A 15,039-nucleotide genomic window follows, 5' to 3' on the forward strand; every position below is an offset into this window, starting at 1 on the left:
CGATCAGATCGCGGTCGCGAGGCTCTCCGCGAGGTAGATCTCCCGCAGCCGCGTCGCGACCGGCCCGACGGTGCCGCTGCCGATGGCGGTGCCGTCGATCTCGATCACCGGCATCACGAAGGCCGAGGCCGAGGTGATGAAGGCTTCATCGGCACCTTGCGCCTCTTCGATGGTGAAGGGCCGCTCCTCGATCTTCATCTGCGCCTCGGCGGCGAACTTCAGCACCGCGGCGCGGGTGATGCCGTGCAGGATGTCCTCGCTGAGCTGGCGGGTGATGATGACGCCGTCCTTGACGATGTAGGCGTTGTTCGAGGTGCCCTCGGTGACGGCGCCGTCCTCGACCATCCAGGCGTCATCGGCGCCGGCGGCCTTGGCCATCATCTTGCCCATGGAGGGGTAGAGCAGCTGCACCGTCTTGATGTCCCTCCGGCCCCAGCGAATGTCGGGGATGGAGATGACCTTGATGCCCGTCTTCGCCACCGGGTTCTCCGCCAGCCCCGGCTTGTTCTGCGTGAAGGCGACGATGGTGGGCGCCGTGCCCGCTGGCGGGAAGGCGAAGTCCCGGTCACCCGGGTTGCCGCGCGTTACCTGCAGGTAGACCATGCCGTCCTCGATCTCGTTGCGGGCGACAAGCTCACGGAACATGGCGAGCAGCTCCTCGTCGGAGCAGGGCGCATCCATCTGCAGCTCACCCAGCGAGCGGGAGAGGCGGGCGGCGTGGCCGTCGAAATCGAGGATCTTGCCGCCGAGGACGGAGGTGACTTCGTAGACGCCGTCGGCCATCAGGAAGCCCCGGTCGAAGACGGAGACCTTCGCCTCCTCCTCCGGCAGATAGTCCCCGTTCACGTAAACGATGCGGCTCATCCCGGCGCCTCCTGTTGCTCCCGGGCGACCTTCCGCGAATGACGGGCGCCGTCAAGGGAGAGACGGCAGGCCCCGGCGCGCCGGGGTGGGCGGGCGGGAGGCAAGCCGGGGCCTGCCCGGCCCGATGAAGAGCCCAAGTCGGAGGTGAGAGCGCGCCTCGCTCAGGCGGCGAGGCCCTTGGCGCCGAGCCCGAGGTACTTGCGCCGCCGGTTGGCGCGCAGATCGTCGCCGCCCACGCCGGAGAGCTGCTTGAGCTGCCCTTCCAGCGCCTGCCCGACGGCCCTGATGGCCTCGGCCGGGTCCCGGTGGGCGCCGCCCAGCGGCTCCTTGACGATCTTGTCGATGACGCCGAGCTGCTGCAGATCCTGCGCCGTCAGGCGCAGCGCGTCGGCGGCCTCCTTCGTCTTGTCGGCATCCTTCCACAGGATCGAAGCGCAGCCCTCGGGCGAGATCACCGAGTAGATCGAATGCTCCAGCATCAGCACCTTGTTGGCGGTGGCGATGCCCACCGCGCCGCCGGAGCCACCCTCGCCGATGATGACAGAGACCATGGGCACGCCGAGCCGCAGGCAGCGCTGGGTGGCGCGGGCGATGGCCTCGGACTGGCCCCGCTCCTCCGCGCCCTTGCCGGGGAAGGCGCCGGGCGTGTCGACCAGCGTCACCACCGGCAGGCCGAAGCGGTCGGCCAGATCCATCAGGCGCACGGCCTTGCGGTAGCCCTCGGGCCGCGCCATGCCGAAGTTGCGCTCGATGCGGCTCTTGGTGTCGTGGCCCTTCTCATGGCCCATCACCACCACCGGCATGCCGCCCATGCGGGCGAGGCCGCCCATGATGGCGTGATCGTCGGCGAAGTTCCTGTCCCCCGCGAGGGGCGTGTAATCGGTGCAGAGCGCCTCGATGTAGTCCTTGCAATGCGGGCGGTCGGGGTGGCGCGCGACCTGGCACTTCCGCCAAGGGCTGAGCTCCGAATAGAGCTTGGCCAGCATGTCGGCGGCCTTCTTGTCGAGGCCGGCCACCTCCTTCTCGATGTCCATCTCCTCGTTGGCCCGGGCCATGGCACGCAGCTCGTTGGCCTTGCCTTCGATCTCCGCGAGCGGCTTCTCGAAATCGAGATAGTTGTTCATCGATCCTCCAGGGCGGGCGCCGGACTGCCCTCCTATATGCGGGGCGCGGCCGGGTTTGCAACTGCGGGGGGCCGGCGCGCCGGGCTGCGCAATGGGCGGGCGGCGGAGAAATATTCCGCCCGCCGGCCCGGCCCCTCCCCTTGCGGAGGCGGGCGTTTCCCGGCTCAGATGCGGCCAGTCTGCCGCGAATGCCAAGGGAGCCCGTATGATCACCCCGCCCTATCTCCTCTTCCTCGGCGATGCGCCGGACAGGCTGGCCGCCAAGGTCGCGCAAGGCATCCGCGACTGGCGGCCCGATTACGCCGTCGGCCAGCTGCGCCTGCCCGGTTGCAAGGCCGATCTCGGCCTGCCGGACCTGTCGCTCGAGGCCGCCCGCGAGGCGGGGGCGAAGACGCTGGTGATCGGCGTCGCCAACCGCGGCGGCGTCATCTCCGAGACATGGAAGGCCGTCCTCGGCGAGGCGCTGGCCCAGGGGTTCGACCTCGCCGCCGGCCTTCACAACCTGCTGCGCGACGAGCCGGAACTGGTGGAGGCCGCCCGCAGCCAGGGCCGGTCCCTGCACGACGTGCGCATCCCCACGGTGAAGTACCCGATCGCCAACGGAGAGCCCCGCGCCGGCAAGCGCTGCCTCGCCATCGGCACCGATTGCTCGGTCGGCAAGATGTACACCGCCCTCGCGATGGAGCGCACGATGCTCGAGCGGGGGATGAAGGCGACCTTCCGCGCCACGGGGCAGACGGGCATCCTCATCACCGGCGGCGGCGTGCCGCTCGATGCCGTGATCGCCGATTTCATGGCCGGCTCCATCGAGTACCTCTCGCCCGAGAACGATCCCGATCACTGGGACATCATCGAGGGGCAGGGCTCGCTTTTCCACCCCTCCTATTCCGGCGTGACGCTGGCGCTGATCCACGGCGGCCAGCCCGACGCGCTGGTGCTCTGCCACGAGCCGACGCGCGAGCACATGCGCGGCCTGCCGGGGCGGGACCTGCCCAGCCTCGAAGCGGTGCGCGACCTCGGCCTGACCATGGCGCAGATGGTGAACCCGGCGGCGCAGGTCACCGGCATCTCCATCAACACCTCCGGGCTGGAGGAGGAGGCCGCCCGCGACTACCTCGCCGAGGTGGAGGAGCGGATGGGCCTGCCGACGGTGGACCCGTTCCGCCACGGCGCCGGCCGGCTGGTGGATGCGCTGGAGGCGGTTTAGGCTCCGCCCCCGAAGGAGAGCCCCATGACGATATCCGTGACCGCCGAGCGCTTCCGCCTCGCCGAAGTGTTCACCATCTCCCGCGGCAGCCGGACGGAGGCGGAGGTGCTGACCGCCCGCGTCACCCGGGACGGCGTGCAGGGCGCCGGCGAATGCGTCCCCTACGCCCGCTACGGCGAGACGCTGGAGAGCGTGACGGCGCAGATCGAGGGGCTGGCGGAGGGGATGTCGCGCCAGAATCTGCAGGATGCGCTGCCCGCCGGCGCCGCCCGCAACGCGGTGGATTGCGCGCTCTGGGACTGGCAGTCGAAGCGCTCCGGCGCCCCGGTCTGGCAGCTCGCCGGGCTGGCGAAGCCGCGGCCGCTGACCTCCGCCTACACCCTGTCACTGGACACGCCGGAGAAGATGGAGGCATCGGCCGCGAAGCACGGCTCCCGCCCGCTCCTGAAGATCAAGCTCGGCACGCCGGAGGACATGCCCCGGCTGGAGGCGGTGCGCCGCGGCGCCCCGAAGGCCCGCCTGATCGTCGATGCCAACGAGGGCTGGACGGCGGAGGTCTATGCCGACCTCGCCCCCCACCTCCTCCGCCTCGGGGTGGAGCTGGTGGAGCAGCCGCTGCCGGCGGGTGAGGACGACATGCTGGGCGAGATCGAGCGCCCGCTGCCCGTCTGCGCCGACGAATCCTGCCACGACCGCGCCTCGCTGCCCGGGCTGGCCGGCAAGTACGACGTGGTGAACATCAAGCTCGACAAGACCGGTGGCCTGACGGAGGCGCTGGCGCTCCGCGATGCCGCGCGGGAGGCGGGCTACCGGGTGATGGTCGGCTGCATGGTCGGCTCCTCCCTCGCCATGGCGCCGGCGGTGCTCGTGGCACAGGGCGCCGAGTGGGTGGATCTCGACGGCCCGCTGCTGCTGGGGGAAGACAGGGACCCGCCGCTGCGCTTCGAGGGATCGGTCATCCACCCCGCCGAGCCGGCGCTCTGGGGCTAGGCGCGCGCGCCGCTCCAGCCGCGCTCCCGGCCCGAGACTGCGGGACCGGGGGGCCAGCCCCCCGGAGCCCCCCGAGGGTATTTTTGGCCAGATGAAGGGGGGGTTAACCCTTCCTTCACCACGATGTCCTACCGTGAGCCTGCGGTACAGGCTGAGGAGCCGATGACCGCGCCAGGTGAAACCCTGCCCCGGCCGCCGGTTCTCCCGGCCGTCGGGGCAGGGCGAATCCCGGGGTTCATCTGGCCGAAAATACCTCCGCCGGAGGCAGCGAAGCTCCCGGCGCGAGAGGCCCGCGTCAGGTAAGACGGTCGGGCAGCGCGGTTCCGCGGACAAGCTCCCCGGCGGACATCGGCCGCTTTCCGGCGCGCTGGGCCTGCAGGATCTCGATCGCCCCGGCGGTGGCGCCGCTGCCGCAGGCGACGCGGAGACCCGGCCCTTCCCGCAGCAGGGTGCCCGGCGGCGCCGGCGCGCCGGGCGCATCCGCCGGCCGCGCGCGGAGGAGCTTGAGGCGCTCGCCCTCCTCCCCCATCTCCGCCCATGCGCCGGGGAAGGGGGAGAGGCCGTTGACGTGGGCGGCGAGCTCCGTCGCGGGGCGACGCCAGTCGATGCGGGCCTCGTCCTTGAGGATCTTGGCGGCATAGGTGACGCCCTCCTCAGGCTGCGGCTCCGGCACCAGCTCGGGCAGGCGGGCGAGGGCCTTCACCGCCGCCTCGGCGCCGAGGGCGGAGAGGCGGTCATGGAGCTCGCCTGTGGTCTCCTCCGGGCCGATGGGCGTTGCGCGGCGCAGCAGGACGGGGCCGGTGTCGAGCCCGGCCTCCATCGCCATGATGCAAATGCCCGTCTCCGCATCGCCCGCCATGATCGCCCGGTGGATGGGGGCGGCGCCGCGCCAGCGGGGCAGGAGCGAGGCGTGGATGTTGAGGCACCCCTGCACAGGGGCGTCCAGCACCGGCTGCGGCAGGATGAGGCCGTAGGCCACCACCACCGCCACCTCGGCGCCGAGCGCGGCGAATTCCTCCTGCTCCTCGGCGCCCTTGAGGCTCGCCGGGTGGCGGACGGGCAGGCCCAGCTTCTCCGCCGCTTCCTGCACCGGCGAGGGGCGGGGCTTCTTGCCGCGGCCCGCGGGGCGGGGCGGCTGGGTGTAGACGCAGGCGATCTCGTGCCCCGCCGCCACCAGCGCCCGCAGCGGCGGGACGGAGAAGTCGGGCGTGCCCATGAAGATCAGGCGCATCGGGGCGCTCCTTCCGGCCGGGCCGGTGACCCGCGCGACGGCCCGGCAGGGCCGGCAAGCGTCGACCGGGCCATCAGCCCGCCGCCTTGCGCGCCCGGCGCAGGAACATGTCGCGCTTCACACGGCTGAGGTTGTCGAAGAACATCCGCCCCTCCAGGTGATCCACCTGGTGCTGGGCGGAGATGGCCCAGAGCCCGACGAGATCGCGCTCCTCCATCTCGCCCGCCGCGTTGAGGTACCGCATCGTCACGGCGCGGGGCCGGCGGATGACGGCGGAGCGGCCGGGCAGGTTGGGCGAGGCCTCCTCGTGCTCCATCAGCTTGACGGAGGCGTGCAGCACCTCTGGGTTCGCCATGCGGATCGCCTGCCCCCGCGCGTCGGAGGCATCGACGACCGCGAGGCGCAGCGGCACGCCGATCTGCGGGGCGGCGAGGCCGACGCCCGGCATGGCATCCATCGCCGCGATCATCTCCTCCCAGAGGGCGCGCACCTCGTCCGTCACCGCCTCCACCGGGGCGGCCTTCGTGCGCAGCATCGGGTGCGGCCAGCGCAGGAATTCCCTCATGCGCCCTCCGGCCGGCGGGGCAACTGGCGGAGCGCCCGGCTCACGCCCGCGCCCGCTCGCGCTTCAGCTTCTGCATCTTGCGGGTGATGATCTGCCGCTTCATCGGGCTGAGGTAGTCGATGAAGAGCTTGCCGTTCAGGTGGTCGATCTCGTGCTGCACGCAGGTGGCCCAGAGATCCGCGAAGTGCTCCTCGTGCACCTTGCCGTCGAGCCCCGTCCAGCGCACGTCGACCTCGGCGGGGCGCGTCACCTCGGCATATTGCTCGGGGATCGAGAGGCAGCCCTCCTCGAAGGCGCTGAGATCGTCCGAGGCGCCGATGACCTCGGGGTTGATCAGCACCATCGGGCGGGCCGGCGTCTCCTCGTCCTTGACGCAATCCATCACCAGCAGCCGCGTCATCACGCCGACCTGCGGGGCGGCGAGGCCGATGCCGGGGGCGTCGTACATCGTCTCCAGCATGTCGTCGGCGAGGCGGCGCAGCTCGTCCGTCACCTCGGCGACGGGCTCGGTGCGGGTCTTCAGCCGCGGGTCGGGATGGATGAGGATCGGCAAAATCATGGCCGCTCATCTAGGGCGAAGGGGCCCCGCTTGCAACTGCCGGCCCCGGGGGTAGGCTCCGCGCCGAACACCCCCCTGGAGGCCCCATGAGTTTCGACGAGATCATCGACCGCCGCGGCGCGCACACCGTCAAGTGGGACGGGATGGAGGGCTTTTGCGGCGTCTCCCCGCAGGAGGGCCTGCCGATGTGGGTGGCGGACATGGAGTTCCGCCCCCCGCAGGTGGCGCTGGATGCGGTGCAGCGGATGATCGAGCTCGGCTCCTTCGGCTATTTCGGCGACGACCGCGCCTACCGCGAGGCGGTGCGCTGGTGGGCCGAGGCGCGGCACGGGGTGTCGATCGACCCCGCGCACATCTTCACGACCAACGGGCTGGTCAACGCCATCGCGGTGATCCTCGAGGCGTTCACCGCGCCGGGCGACGGCGTCGTCGTCTTCTCGCCCGTCTACCACGCCTTCGGCCGCGTCGTGCGCACCGCCGGGCGGGAGCTGATCGAGTGCGAGATGGCGGTGGACGAGGCCGGGCTCTACCGGATGGATCTGGAGAGCTACGACATCCCCGACCATGCCAAGGTGCTGATCCTTTGCACGCCCCACAACCCCGCCGGCCGCGTCTGGAGCCGGGCGGAGCTGGAGGAGGTGGCGGCCTTCGCCAAGCGCCACGACCTGCTGCTCGTCTCCGATGAAATCCACCAGGACATCGTGCTGCCGGGCCACCGCCACATCCCCACGGCGCTGATCGAGGGGGTGGAGGATCGGCTCATCACCCTCTCCGCCGCGTCGAAGACCTTCAACATCGCCGGCGCCCATACCGGGCAGGTGATCATCGCCGATGCGGGGCTGCGGGAGCGGTTCGCGGCGCGGATGGCGGGGCTGGGCGTGTCGCCCAATGCCATCGGCATGCACATGACGACCGCCGCCTACTCCCCCGCCGGGGCCGAGTGGGTGGACGAGATGTGCGAATATCTCGCCGGGAACCTCGAGGTTTTCGCAGACGGCATTGCGGCCATCCCGGGCCTCACCCTCATGCCGCAGGAGGGGACCTACCTCTCCTGGGTCAGCTTCGAGGGGACGGGCATGAGCCTCGACGAGGTGCTGGAGCGCATCCAGGGCAAGGCACGCATCGCGCCGAGCCCCGGCCCCTCCTTCGGGACGGGCGGGGACCATTGGCTGCGCTTCAACATCGCCATGCCGCGCCCGCAGATCGAGGAGGCGGTGCGCCGCCTGCAGGAGGCGTTCGCCGACCTGCAGTGAGGCGCGCCGCCAGGGGCGCCTCCGGCGAGGCGCCTCAGCTGCGGGTCAGCAGTCCGGCGGGGACGAAATCATCCTGTGCGAAGTCGAGCGCCGGCCGGTCGGAGACGGGGGTCGCGCGCTTGAACTCGTAGACCCGCTCCTCGCCCTCCTGCTCGGAGGAGACGACGAGGCAGGAATAGAGATGCCGCGGGCCATCGTAGATATCGATGAAGCCGCGCAGCGGCGGGGCGGTGGCTTCGAGCGCGAAGCCGCTCTCCCACAGCCGCAGGACGCGGTGAACATCGTCCCCGTCATGAACGCAAAGACGCTTCGATTTGCGAAGCATGGCCTTGTGCGCCTCTTCGAGCCCCTTGCGCACGGCCTCCGGCAGAAAATCCGACATGTCGCCCTCCCCCTGAGTTGGCGAGTCCTTTGCCACCTCAATAGCAGAAAGCATGTTGGTTAAGAAAACGTTCCTCAAACCGCCTGCTATTCAGGCGATTCCGCCCCCGCCCTGGCGCGCGGGCGCAACAGGTGGGGCCGCGCGGCGTCATAAAGGGCCGAATCGGGGAACCCTTGCGTGGGGGCGAGCGCGGGGCCGACGAAGATGAGCGCCGTGCGCGTGATCTTCGCCTCGCGCACCTTCGGCTGGATGTCGGCCAGCGTGCCACGGATGATCTGCTCGTCCGGCCAGGAGGCGCGGTAGACGACGGCGACCGGGCACTCCTCGCCGTAGAAGGGCGCGAGCCGCCGCGAGATATCCCGCAGCGCCCGGATGCCGAGGTGGATGGCCAGCGTCGTGCCGGTGGCGGCGAAGCCTTCCAGCGTCTCTCCAGACGGCATGGCAGTGGACTTCATCGACATGCGGGTGAGCACGAGGGACTGCGCCACCTCGGGGATCGTCAGCTCCTGCCCCAGCGCGGCGGCCGCGGCGGCCCAGGCGGGGACGCCGGGGGTGATGGCATAGGGGATCGAATCACGCTTGAGCAGGCGGATCTGCTCGGCAATCGCGCCGTAGAGCGAGGGGTCTCCCGAATGGACGCGGGCGACATCCTCGCCGCGCGCATGGGCCTCGGCGATCAGGGCGTGCGTCTCCTCCAGCGTCAGCGGCGCCGTGTCGATCGGCGTGCCGGGGGCGCGGGCGACGACCTCCGCCGGGACCAGCGAGCCTGCATAGAGGCAGACGGGGCAGCTCTCGATCAGCCGCGCCGCCTTGAGGGTGAGCAGGTCGGGGTCGCCCGGCCCGGCGCCGATGAAGTGGACGGTCATTCGGCGGCCCTCGCGATCAGGTGTTTCTCGTAGCCTCGCGGCGTGAAGATGCGCGGGCCGTCGCCTGTCTGCACCAGCCGGGAGGCGGAGGAGCCGATGAGCACCGTGGTCAGCATGTCCACCTCGTCGACCTCCAGTTCATCGAGGCGGCGGTGGCGCAGCGTCTCCTCCGGCCGTCCGAGGCTGCTCGCGAGGAGCACCGGCGTGTCGGCGGGCCGGTGGGCGAGGAGGATCTCCCGCGCCTCGGCGAGGAGGGTGCGGCGGGTCTTCGAGACGGGGTTGTAGAAGGCGATCACGAAGTCCCCCTCCGCCGCCGCCTTGAGCCGGCCACGGATGGCCTCCCGCGGGGTCAGCAGGTCGGAGAGGGAGATGGCGCAGAAGTCATGGCCCAAGAGCGCCCCGGCCCGGGCGGAGGCCGCCTGCATCGCGGTGATCCCGGGGGCGGAGACGACAGCGGCGCGGCGGGCGGCATCGGAGACCCCTCCGGGCCCGTCGCCGCGCGCGATCAGTTCCCAGACCAGCGCGCCCATGGCGTAGATGCCCGAATCGCCGGAGCAGACGAGCGCGACATTGCGGCCCTCCCCGGCCCGCTCCAGCGCATGACGGCAGCGATCCTCCTCCCCGCCGAGCGGGAAGTCTGCACGCGGCTTGCCATGGGCGAGGGGGCCGAGGAGGTCGATATAGAGCGAGTAGCCCACCAGCTCCTCCGCCTCGGCGACCAGTCGGGAGGCCTCCGGTGTGCGCCACGCGGGCTGGCCGGGGCCGATGCCGATGAGGGAGACCTGCCCCCGGGCGCGGCCGGGGAGGGCGGTGAGCGGCGCCGGCGCGAGGCCGAGCGCGACGGTGGCATTGGCGCTCTTGCGCTTGGGCAGGAGCAGCTGGCCCTCCGCCCCGACGGAGGCGAGTGCGGCGTTCTCGGAGACGCCATGCGTGCCGACCTCGGCGAAGACGACGTCGGAGGGCGTGGCGGCGCGGGGGCTCTCGGCCTCCAGCGCGGAGGCGTCGAAAAGGCGCAGCGGGGCGCCGAGATGGGCGGCAAGCGCATGCATGGCGGGCTCGTCGGCCTTTAGATCCAGCGTGGCGATGGCGGCGACGGCGCCGGGGGCGATGGTCGCCTCCGCGAGCGCCTCCTCCGCCAGCGCGATCAGCTCCTCCGGCGGGCAGTTTCGCGCGCAGCCGGCGCCGAGGACGACGCGGGCCGGGTGGAAGGCCAGCGCGCCCTCCGGCGCGGGGGCCAGCCCGGCATGGATGGCGACCTCCGGCCCGGCGGGCAGGGTCGCGAGCCACGGAGCCCCGCCGGAGATCGTCGCCCCGCCGCCGGCGAGGAGCGCGGCCATCGCGGGCTTGGCCGCCTCGGGGTTGGCGAGCCGCCAGCCTTCGGGCGGGGCGTCCAGCGACAGCCCCAGCCGCACGTCGCCCGCCGTCGTCAGGGCCGGCGCGATGCCGAAGGCTTCGGCGATGCGCCGCGCCAGATCATTGGCGCCATGGTGGCCGCCGAGGAGCGGCGTGACGGAGGAGCCATCCTCCGCCACCGCCAGCACCGGCGGCTCAGCGCGCTTGTCCGCCAGGAGGGGCGCGACGGCGCGGATCAGGATGCCGGCGGCGCAGAGGCCGACGATGGGGCGCCCGGCGGCGAAGAGGGAGCGGACATGCTCGGGAACGTCGGTGACGGCGACGTCCCCCGTGGCGCGGCCGGCGAGGGCATGGACCTCGCCGTCCAGCGCCTCCGCCAGCTGGCGGGCGAGGGGGGTATCGGTGAGGGCGAGGATGGCGGGGGTCAGAGCCAAGGGTCCCGGCCTTTCGTGATGAGAAGAAGGGAGAAATAGGCGGCGCCGTCCGGCGCCTCGGCGAGCGGGCAGAGCACCTGCCGGTCCATCGAGACATGCTGCGCGAAGGTGGTCCGCTCCGTCAGGCCGAGCCGCTCGACCACCCGCCGCAGCTTCGGCAGGTGGCGGCCGAGCTTGAGGATGGCGGCGGCATCCGCCGCCGCGATCCGCGCCGCCAGCTCGTCCTCCGGCAGCCCGGCGGACATCACCTCCAGCCGCTCGTCGCGCGCCACCAGCGGCAGGCGGGCGGCAGCGGTGGCGGCGGAGAGGGAGGTGATGCCGGGCACCACCTCGATCGGGTGCTCCTTCAGCCGCGCGGCGAGGTACATGAAGGAGCCGTAGAACAGCGGATCGCCCTCGCAGAGGAGCGCGACATCCTCCCCGGCCGCGAGCGCCGCCCCGATCTCCGCCGCACCCTTGTCATAGGCCGCCTGCGCCGGCTCGCGGGCCGGGCGCATGGGCACCTCTATCCGGATCTCGCGCGCGCCGGCGGGGATGACCTCCGCCGCGATGCCGCGGGCGAGGCTCTCGCCGCCCTCGGGCGCGGGGTAGGCGACGACGCCTGCCTGCCCGATCAGCCGGGCGGCGCGCAGGGTCAGCAGGTCCGGCGCGCCGGGGCCGAGGCCGATGCCGTAGAGAATGCCGGTCATCGCGGGAGCCCTTGCGTGGAGGGGGGCGCTGCCCCCCGCCTGCGGCCCCCCCGGGATATTTCCGGAAAAGCGAGAGACAGGGCGCTCCTGCCCTCGCTTTTCTCCAAATATCCCCGCCGGAGGCATCCGGCATCTGCCCCAAGCGCAGTCATCGCTTCACCAGCGACCACTGGGTCACGGGCCGGAGCGGCTTGAAGCCGGTGAGCCCGCCGACGGGGCCGGCGCGCGAGATGTCGATGCGGGTCAGCTCGCCGCCATGGGTGGAGCGGAGCGCGGCGAGGCGGGCCTCGCCCTCGATCGTCACCGCGTTGGCGGCGAGGCGGCCGAGGGGGCGGAGGGCGGCGAAGGCGGCAGCGAACACCTCCTCCGTCAGGCCGCCGCCGATGAAGATGGCATCGGGCGGGGGCAGGCCGTCGAGGGCCGCGGGGGCCTCGCCGGCGACGAGCTCCAGCCGCGGCGTGCCGAGGGCGAGGGCGTTCTCGGCGGCCAGTGCGCGGCGGTCGGCGCGAGGCTCGATGCCGATGGCGCGGGCGTAGCGAGCGGCGCGCATCCATTCGATGGCGACGGAGCCAGAGCCGCAGCCGATGTCCCACAGGAGCGCGCCGCGCATGGGCATGAGCTTGGCGAGCGTGATGGCGCGGATTTCTCGCTTGGTCATCGTCCCGTCGGAGCGGAAGAGCGCGTCGTCGAGGCCGGGCACGCGGGGCAGGAGGGCGGCGTCGGGCGCGGCGATGCACTCCACGGCGAGGGTGTTGAACTCCGGCACCTCGTGGTCCCAGCCCTCGGCCGTGCCTTCGAAACGCTGCTCGCTCTCGCCGCCCATCGCGGCGAGCACCGTCATCTTCGAGGCGCCGAAGCCGCGCTCGGCGAGGAAGCGGGCGATCTTGCCGGGCGTCTCGGCGCCGGTCGTCAGGATGAGCAGCCGCGCCTCGGGCTGGATGAAGGCGATCATCTGCTCCACCGGGCGGCCGTGGACGGTCAGCGTCTCGCAATCGGCAAGGGACCAGCCGAGCCGGGCGGAGGCGAGCTGGAAGGCCGAGAGCTGCGGGTGAAAGGTGATCTCCTCCGGCGGGATGCCGCGCGCGATGCGCGCCCCGGCGGAGAACCAGAGCGGGTCGCCCGTCACCAGCACCACGGCGCGGCGGCCGCGCAAGGATCGGATCGTGTCGATCATCGCCGAGAAGGGCGAGGGCCAGGCGATGCGCTCGGCGGTGATTGCATCGCTCAGCACATGGTGCCGGTCGCCGCCGAGGATCACCTCGGCCGATTCCACCACGGCGCGGGTGGCGGGGCTGAGGCCGGCGAGACCGTCCTCGCCGATGCCGACGATATGGAGCCACGGGTCGGGGCGGCCCAAGTCATCGAGGGCGGCGCCGTGCAGGGCGCCGAGCGGGGCGTCAGCCATGCGTCTCTCCCAGTGCGAGGGCGTTGACGGCGGCGGAGGCCATGGCCGAGCCGCCGCGGCGTCCCCGGAGGGCGATGAAGTCGCAGCCGCGCGGGTCCCCCGCCAACTCCGCCTTCGATTCCGCCGCGCCGACGAAGCCGACGGGGAAGCCGAGGATGAGGGCGGGCTTCGGCCAGCCCTCGTCCAGCTTCTCCATGAGGTGGAAGAGGGCGGTGGGGGCGTTGCCGATGGCAACGACGGCGCCCTCGATGCGCTCCCGCCAGAGCTCCACCTGCGCGGCGGAGCGGGTGGTGCCGAGCTTCGCGGCGAGGTCGGGCAGGCCCGGGGCATTGATGGTCGTGACCACCTCCGACGCGCCGAGGTGCCGCCGGATGATCCCCGCGCCGACCATCTCGCAATCGCAGAGGACGGGCGCGCCGGAGGCGAGCGCGGCCCGCCCCGCCTCCGCCGCGCCGGGGGAAAAGGCGAGGCGGTCGGCGATCTCCACCATGCCGCAGGCGTGGATCAGCCGGGTGACCACGGGCTCCATCGCCCGGGAGAACCGCTCCAGCCGGGCCTCCTCCCGGACGATGCGGAAGCTCTCTGCGTAGATCGCCGCGGGATCCTTGAGGTAGGGGCGCATCAGGACCTTCGGGTCTTCAGCGCGCTGAGCGGCCCGTGGGGATGGTCGGCATGGGGGTAGGGCGGGTGGTGGTGATCATGGTCGTGATCATGCGAATGCCCGTGGTCGTGGCTGTGCCCATGATCGTGGGAGTGCCCATGGTCATGGTCATGGTCATGGCCGTGGTGGTGGTGCCCATGCCCCGCCGCCTCCTTCTCCAGCCGGCAGAGGCCGGTGCAGAAGGTGTCGCAGAGCTGGCAGTCGGCGACGTTGGAGCCGGGGGCCGCGGCGCCCTGGCCCTCGACGTGGTGGTGGTGGCTCTCCTGCGGGGCGCCGACCTCGTGCTCGAAGCCGATGACGGCGGAGCGGTACTTGCAGGCGGCGCAGGTGGGGGGGACGGCCTCTCCCACCAGCTCCGTGACGCGTTCGGCGAAGGTCTGCAGCACGCCGTCATGGACGCCGAGGTAGGGCGCCTTGAGCCACTCGATCTCCGGATGGCGCTTCGCCACCTCGTCGGTGAAGCCGTAGATCCGGTCGATGAGGATGCCGGAGAAGAGGAAGTACGGGAAGACGATGACCCGCTTGTAGCCGAGCTTGGCGACGTGGCTCAGCGCCGGCTCCACCAGCGGGAAGGTCACGCCGGAATAGCCGACCTCGCACCAGCCGAAGCCCATGCCTTCCCACAGCATCCGCGCGATCTTGGAGACGTTGCCGTTGGCGTCGGGGTCTGAGGCGCCGCGGCCGATGACGACGAGGCAGGTCTCGTGACGGGGCACGTCGGGCGCCCCGGCCAGCGCCTCCTCGATGCGGGCGCGGGCGGCGGCGAGCATCTGCGGGGTCAGGCCCAGCTCACGGCCGTAGAGCACCTCGATGCCCGTCTCCTCCTCGTAGGCGGCGAGGACGGCGGGGATGTCGTTCTTGGAGTGCATCGCGGCCAGCAGCATCCCCGGCACGGCGAGGATGCGCTCGCAGCCCTGCTCGCGGAGGGCGTCGAGGCCCTTGCGGAGGACGGGATTGGCGAACTCGAGGTAGCCGTAGGAGAGCGGCCAGTCCGGCGGCAGGTAGGGCGGCAGCGCCTCGGCGAGGCCGCGGAACTCCTCCACCGCGTTCTGGCTGCGGGAGCCATGGCCGCAGAGGAGGACGCCGGTCTTAGGCTGCGGGCCATGGGCAGCGCCGCCGGGCAGCGCCTCGGCGCCGGAGCCGCCGCGCGGGGCGAAATCGGGACCGCCGCTCATGCCTCCACCTCGTCGCCTTCGGCCTCGGCCTCGGCCGCGTCCTTGCCGCCCTCGTCCTTGCGGCCCTTGAGCGCGCCCCAGACGGCGGCGGCCACGGCGGCGCCGATGGCAGCGCCGGCGACCCAGTGGTCGTGGCCGGCCAGCTCGCCGATATGGCCGACATGGGCCAGGCCCAGCGAGGGCGCGAGGAGCGGGGGTAGGGTGGCGATGGCAATCGTCGGGCGCATGGGAGCCTCCTTTGGCCGCTCGCGCGCCAGATGCTCCGGCGCACCCGGAACAGG

General features: G+C 72.1%; 16 protein-coding genes. 3 read left to right on the top strand and 13 right to left on the bottom strand.

What is annotated here, in order from left to right; translation table 11 throughout:
- Positions 1–3 precede the first annotated feature (3 nt).
- Together GY170_RS00400 and GY170_RS00405 are read right to left on the bottom strand one after the other, a co-directional pair.
- Entirely contained in the window at positions 4–864 is an 861-nt protein-coding gene (locus tag GY170_RS00400) for a D-amino-acid transaminase (protein WP_163888906.1), read from the bottom strand.
- 161 nt (positions 865–1,025) lie between these two features.
- Positions 1,026–1,988 carry an acetyl-CoA carboxylase carboxyltransferase subunit alpha gene (locus GY170_RS00405; RefSeq protein ID WP_163888908.1) on the bottom strand — a complete coding sequence of 321 codons (963 nt, stop codon included), beginning with the start codon at positions 1,986–1,988 and terminating at the stop codon, positions 1,026–1,028.
- A 205-nt stretch (positions 1,989–2,193) separates the two neighbouring features.
- Here GY170_RS00405 and dgcN point away from each other — a divergent pair, with 205 nt between their 5' ends.
- The gene (dgcN, locus tag GY170_RS00410) at positions 2,194–3,195 is read left to right on the top strand and encodes an N-acetyltransferase DgcN (protein WP_163888910.1); all 1,002 of its coding nucleotides are present in this window, start codon (positions 2,194–2,196) and stop codon (positions 3,193–3,195) included.
- A 24-nt stretch (positions 3,196–3,219) separates the two neighbouring features.
- Entirely contained in the window at positions 3,220–4,185 is a 966-nt protein-coding gene (dgcA, locus tag GY170_RS00415) for an N-acetyl-D-Glu racemase DgcA (protein WP_163888912.1), read from the top strand.
- 295 nt (positions 4,186–4,480) lie between these two features.
- On the opposite strand, the gene fmt is transcribed toward dgcA, so the two are convergent.
- The 3 genes from fmt to def (GY170_RS00430) all read right to left on the bottom strand — a co-directional run bounded on the left by fmt (position 4,481) and on the right by def (GY170_RS00430) (position 6,540).
- Positions 4,481–5,416, bottom strand: coding sequence for a methionyl-tRNA formyltransferase (gene fmt, locus GY170_RS00420; protein ID WP_163888914.1), 936 nt, complete (start codon positions 5,414–5,416; stop codon positions 4,481–4,483).
- 73 nt (positions 5,417–5,489) lie between these two features.
- Complete coding sequence (gene def, locus GY170_RS00425) at positions 5,490–5,981, bottom strand: peptide deformylase (RefSeq protein ID WP_163888915.1); 492 nt, start codon at positions 5,979–5,981, stop codon at positions 5,490–5,492.
- A 40-nt stretch (positions 5,982–6,021) separates the two neighbouring features.
- Positions 6,022–6,540, bottom strand: coding sequence for a peptide deformylase (gene def, locus GY170_RS00430; RefSeq protein ID WP_163888917.1), 519 nt, complete (start codon positions 6,538–6,540; stop codon positions 6,022–6,024).
- 86 nt (positions 6,541–6,626) lie between these two features.
- Between def (GY170_RS00430) and GY170_RS00435 the strand changes: the two genes are divergently transcribed.
- Positions 6,627–7,793 carry a MalY/PatB family protein gene (locus GY170_RS00435; protein WP_163888919.1) on the top strand — a complete coding sequence of 389 codons (1,167 nt, stop codon included), beginning with the start codon at positions 6,627–6,629 and terminating at the stop codon, positions 7,791–7,793.
- Positions 7,794–7,827: 34 nt separating this feature from the next.
- On the opposite strand, the gene GY170_RS00440 is transcribed toward GY170_RS00435, so the two are convergent.
- From GY170_RS00440 to GY170_RS00475, 8 genes are all read right to left on the bottom strand, one after another.
- A complete protein-coding gene (locus GY170_RS00440) occupies positions 7,828–8,175 on the bottom strand; it encodes a hypothetical protein (RefSeq protein ID WP_163888921.1) in 348 nt (115 codons plus the stop codon).
- Positions 8,176–8,261: 86 nt separating this feature from the next.
- Entirely contained in the window at positions 8,262–9,041 is a 780-nt protein-coding gene (cobM, locus tag GY170_RS00445; protein ID WP_163888923.1) for a precorrin-4 C(11)-methyltransferase, read from the bottom strand.
- Positions 9,038–10,828, bottom strand: coding sequence for a precorrin-3B C(17)-methyltransferase (gene cobJ / locus GY170_RS00450; RefSeq protein ID WP_163888925.1), 1,791 nt, complete (start codon positions 10,826–10,828; stop codon positions 9,038–9,040). The genes cobM and cobJ overlap by 4 nt, the downstream gene beginning before the upstream one ends.
- Complete coding sequence (gene cobI / locus GY170_RS00455) at positions 10,819–11,517, bottom strand: precorrin-2 C(20)-methyltransferase (protein WP_163888927.1); 699 nt, start codon at positions 11,515–11,517, stop codon at positions 10,819–10,821. The genes cobJ and cobI overlap by 10 nt, the downstream gene beginning before the upstream one ends.
- Positions 11,518–11,665: 148 nt before the next feature.
- Positions 11,666–12,922, bottom strand: coding sequence for a precorrin-6y C5,15-methyltransferase (decarboxylating) subunit CbiE (gene cbiE, locus GY170_RS00460; protein ID WP_163888929.1), 1,257 nt, complete (start codon positions 12,920–12,922; stop codon positions 11,666–11,668).
- Positions 12,915–13,544 (bottom strand): precorrin-8X methylmutase, encoded by a 630-nt coding sequence (locus GY170_RS00465; protein WP_163888931.1) that lies wholly within the window; start codon positions 13,542–13,544, stop codon positions 12,915–12,917. The genes cbiE and GY170_RS00465 overlap by 8 nt, the downstream gene beginning before the upstream one ends.
- Positions 13,544–14,758 (bottom strand): sirohydrochlorin chelatase, encoded by a 1,215-nt coding sequence (locus tag GY170_RS00470; protein WP_163888933.1) that lies wholly within the window; start codon positions 14,756–14,758, stop codon positions 13,544–13,546. The genes GY170_RS00465 and GY170_RS00470 overlap by 1 nt, the downstream gene beginning before the upstream one ends.
- Positions 14,755–14,985, bottom strand: coding sequence for a DUF6732 family protein (locus tag GY170_RS00475; RefSeq protein ID WP_163888936.1), 231 nt, complete (start codon positions 14,983–14,985; stop codon positions 14,755–14,757). Before GY170_RS00475 ends, GY170_RS00470 begins: the two co-directional genes overlap by 4 nt.
- Positions 14,986–15,039: the final 54 nt, after the last annotated feature.

Source organism: Pseudoroseicyclus tamaricis (assembly GCF_012070395.1).
In the GTDB taxonomy this organism is placed as follows: Bacteria; Pseudomonadota; Alphaproteobacteria; order Rhodobacterales; family Rhodobacteraceae; genus Pseudoroseicyclus_A; species Pseudoroseicyclus_A tamaricis.

Coding starts and splice junctions, on each gene's coding strand:
- GY170_RS00400 (WP_163888906.1), bottom strand. CDS start 864: ATGAGCCGCATCGTTTACGTGAACGGGGACTATCTGCCGGAGGAGGAG.
- GY170_RS00405 (WP_163888908.1), bottom strand. CDS start 1,988: ATGAACAACTATCTCGATTTCGAGAAGCCGCTCGCGGAGATCGAAGGC.
- dgcN (WP_163888910.1), top strand. CDS start 2,194: ATGATCACCCCGCCCTATCTCCTCTTCCTCGGCGATGCGCCGGACAGG.
- dgcA (WP_163888912.1), top strand. CDS start 3,220: ATGACGATATCCGTGACCGCCGAGCGCTTCCGCCTCGCCGAAGTGTTC.
- fmt (WP_163888914.1), bottom strand. CDS start 5,416: ATGCGCCTGATCTTCATGGGCACGCCCGACTTCTCCGTCCCGCCGCTG.
- def (WP_163888915.1), bottom strand. CDS start 5,981: ATGAGGGAATTCCTGCGCTGGCCGCACCCGATGCTGCGCACGAAGGCC.
- def (WP_163888917.1), bottom strand. CDS start 6,540: ATGATTTTGCCGATCCTCATCCATCCCGACCCGCGGCTGAAGACCCGC.
- GY170_RS00435 (WP_163888919.1), top strand. CDS start 6,627: ATGAGTTTCGACGAGATCATCGACCGCCGCGGCGCGCACACCGTCAAG.
- GY170_RS00440 (WP_163888921.1), bottom strand. CDS start 8,175: ATGTCGGATTTTCTGCCGGAGGCCGTGCGCAAGGGGCTCGAAGAGGCG.
- cobM (WP_163888923.1), bottom strand. CDS start 9,041: ATGACCGTCCACTTCATCGGCGCCGGGCCGGGCGACCCCGACCTGCTC.
- cobI (WP_163888927.1), bottom strand. CDS start 11,517: ATGACCGGCATTCTCTACGGCATCGGCCTCGGCCCCGGCGCGCCGGAC.
- cbiE (WP_163888929.1), bottom strand. CDS start 12,922: ATGGCTGACGCCCCGCTCGGCGCCCTGCACGGCGCCGCCCTCGATGAC.
- GY170_RS00465 (WP_163888931.1), bottom strand. CDS start 13,544: ATGCGCCCCTACCTCAAGGATCCCGCGGCGATCTACGCAGAGAGCTTC.
- GY170_RS00470 (WP_163888933.1), bottom strand. CDS start 14,758: ATGAGCGGCGGTCCCGATTTCGCCCCGCGCGGCGGCTCCGGCGCCGAG.
- GY170_RS00475 (WP_163888936.1), bottom strand. CDS start 14,985: ATGCGCCCGACGATTGCCATCGCCACCCTACCCCCGCTCCTCGCGCCC.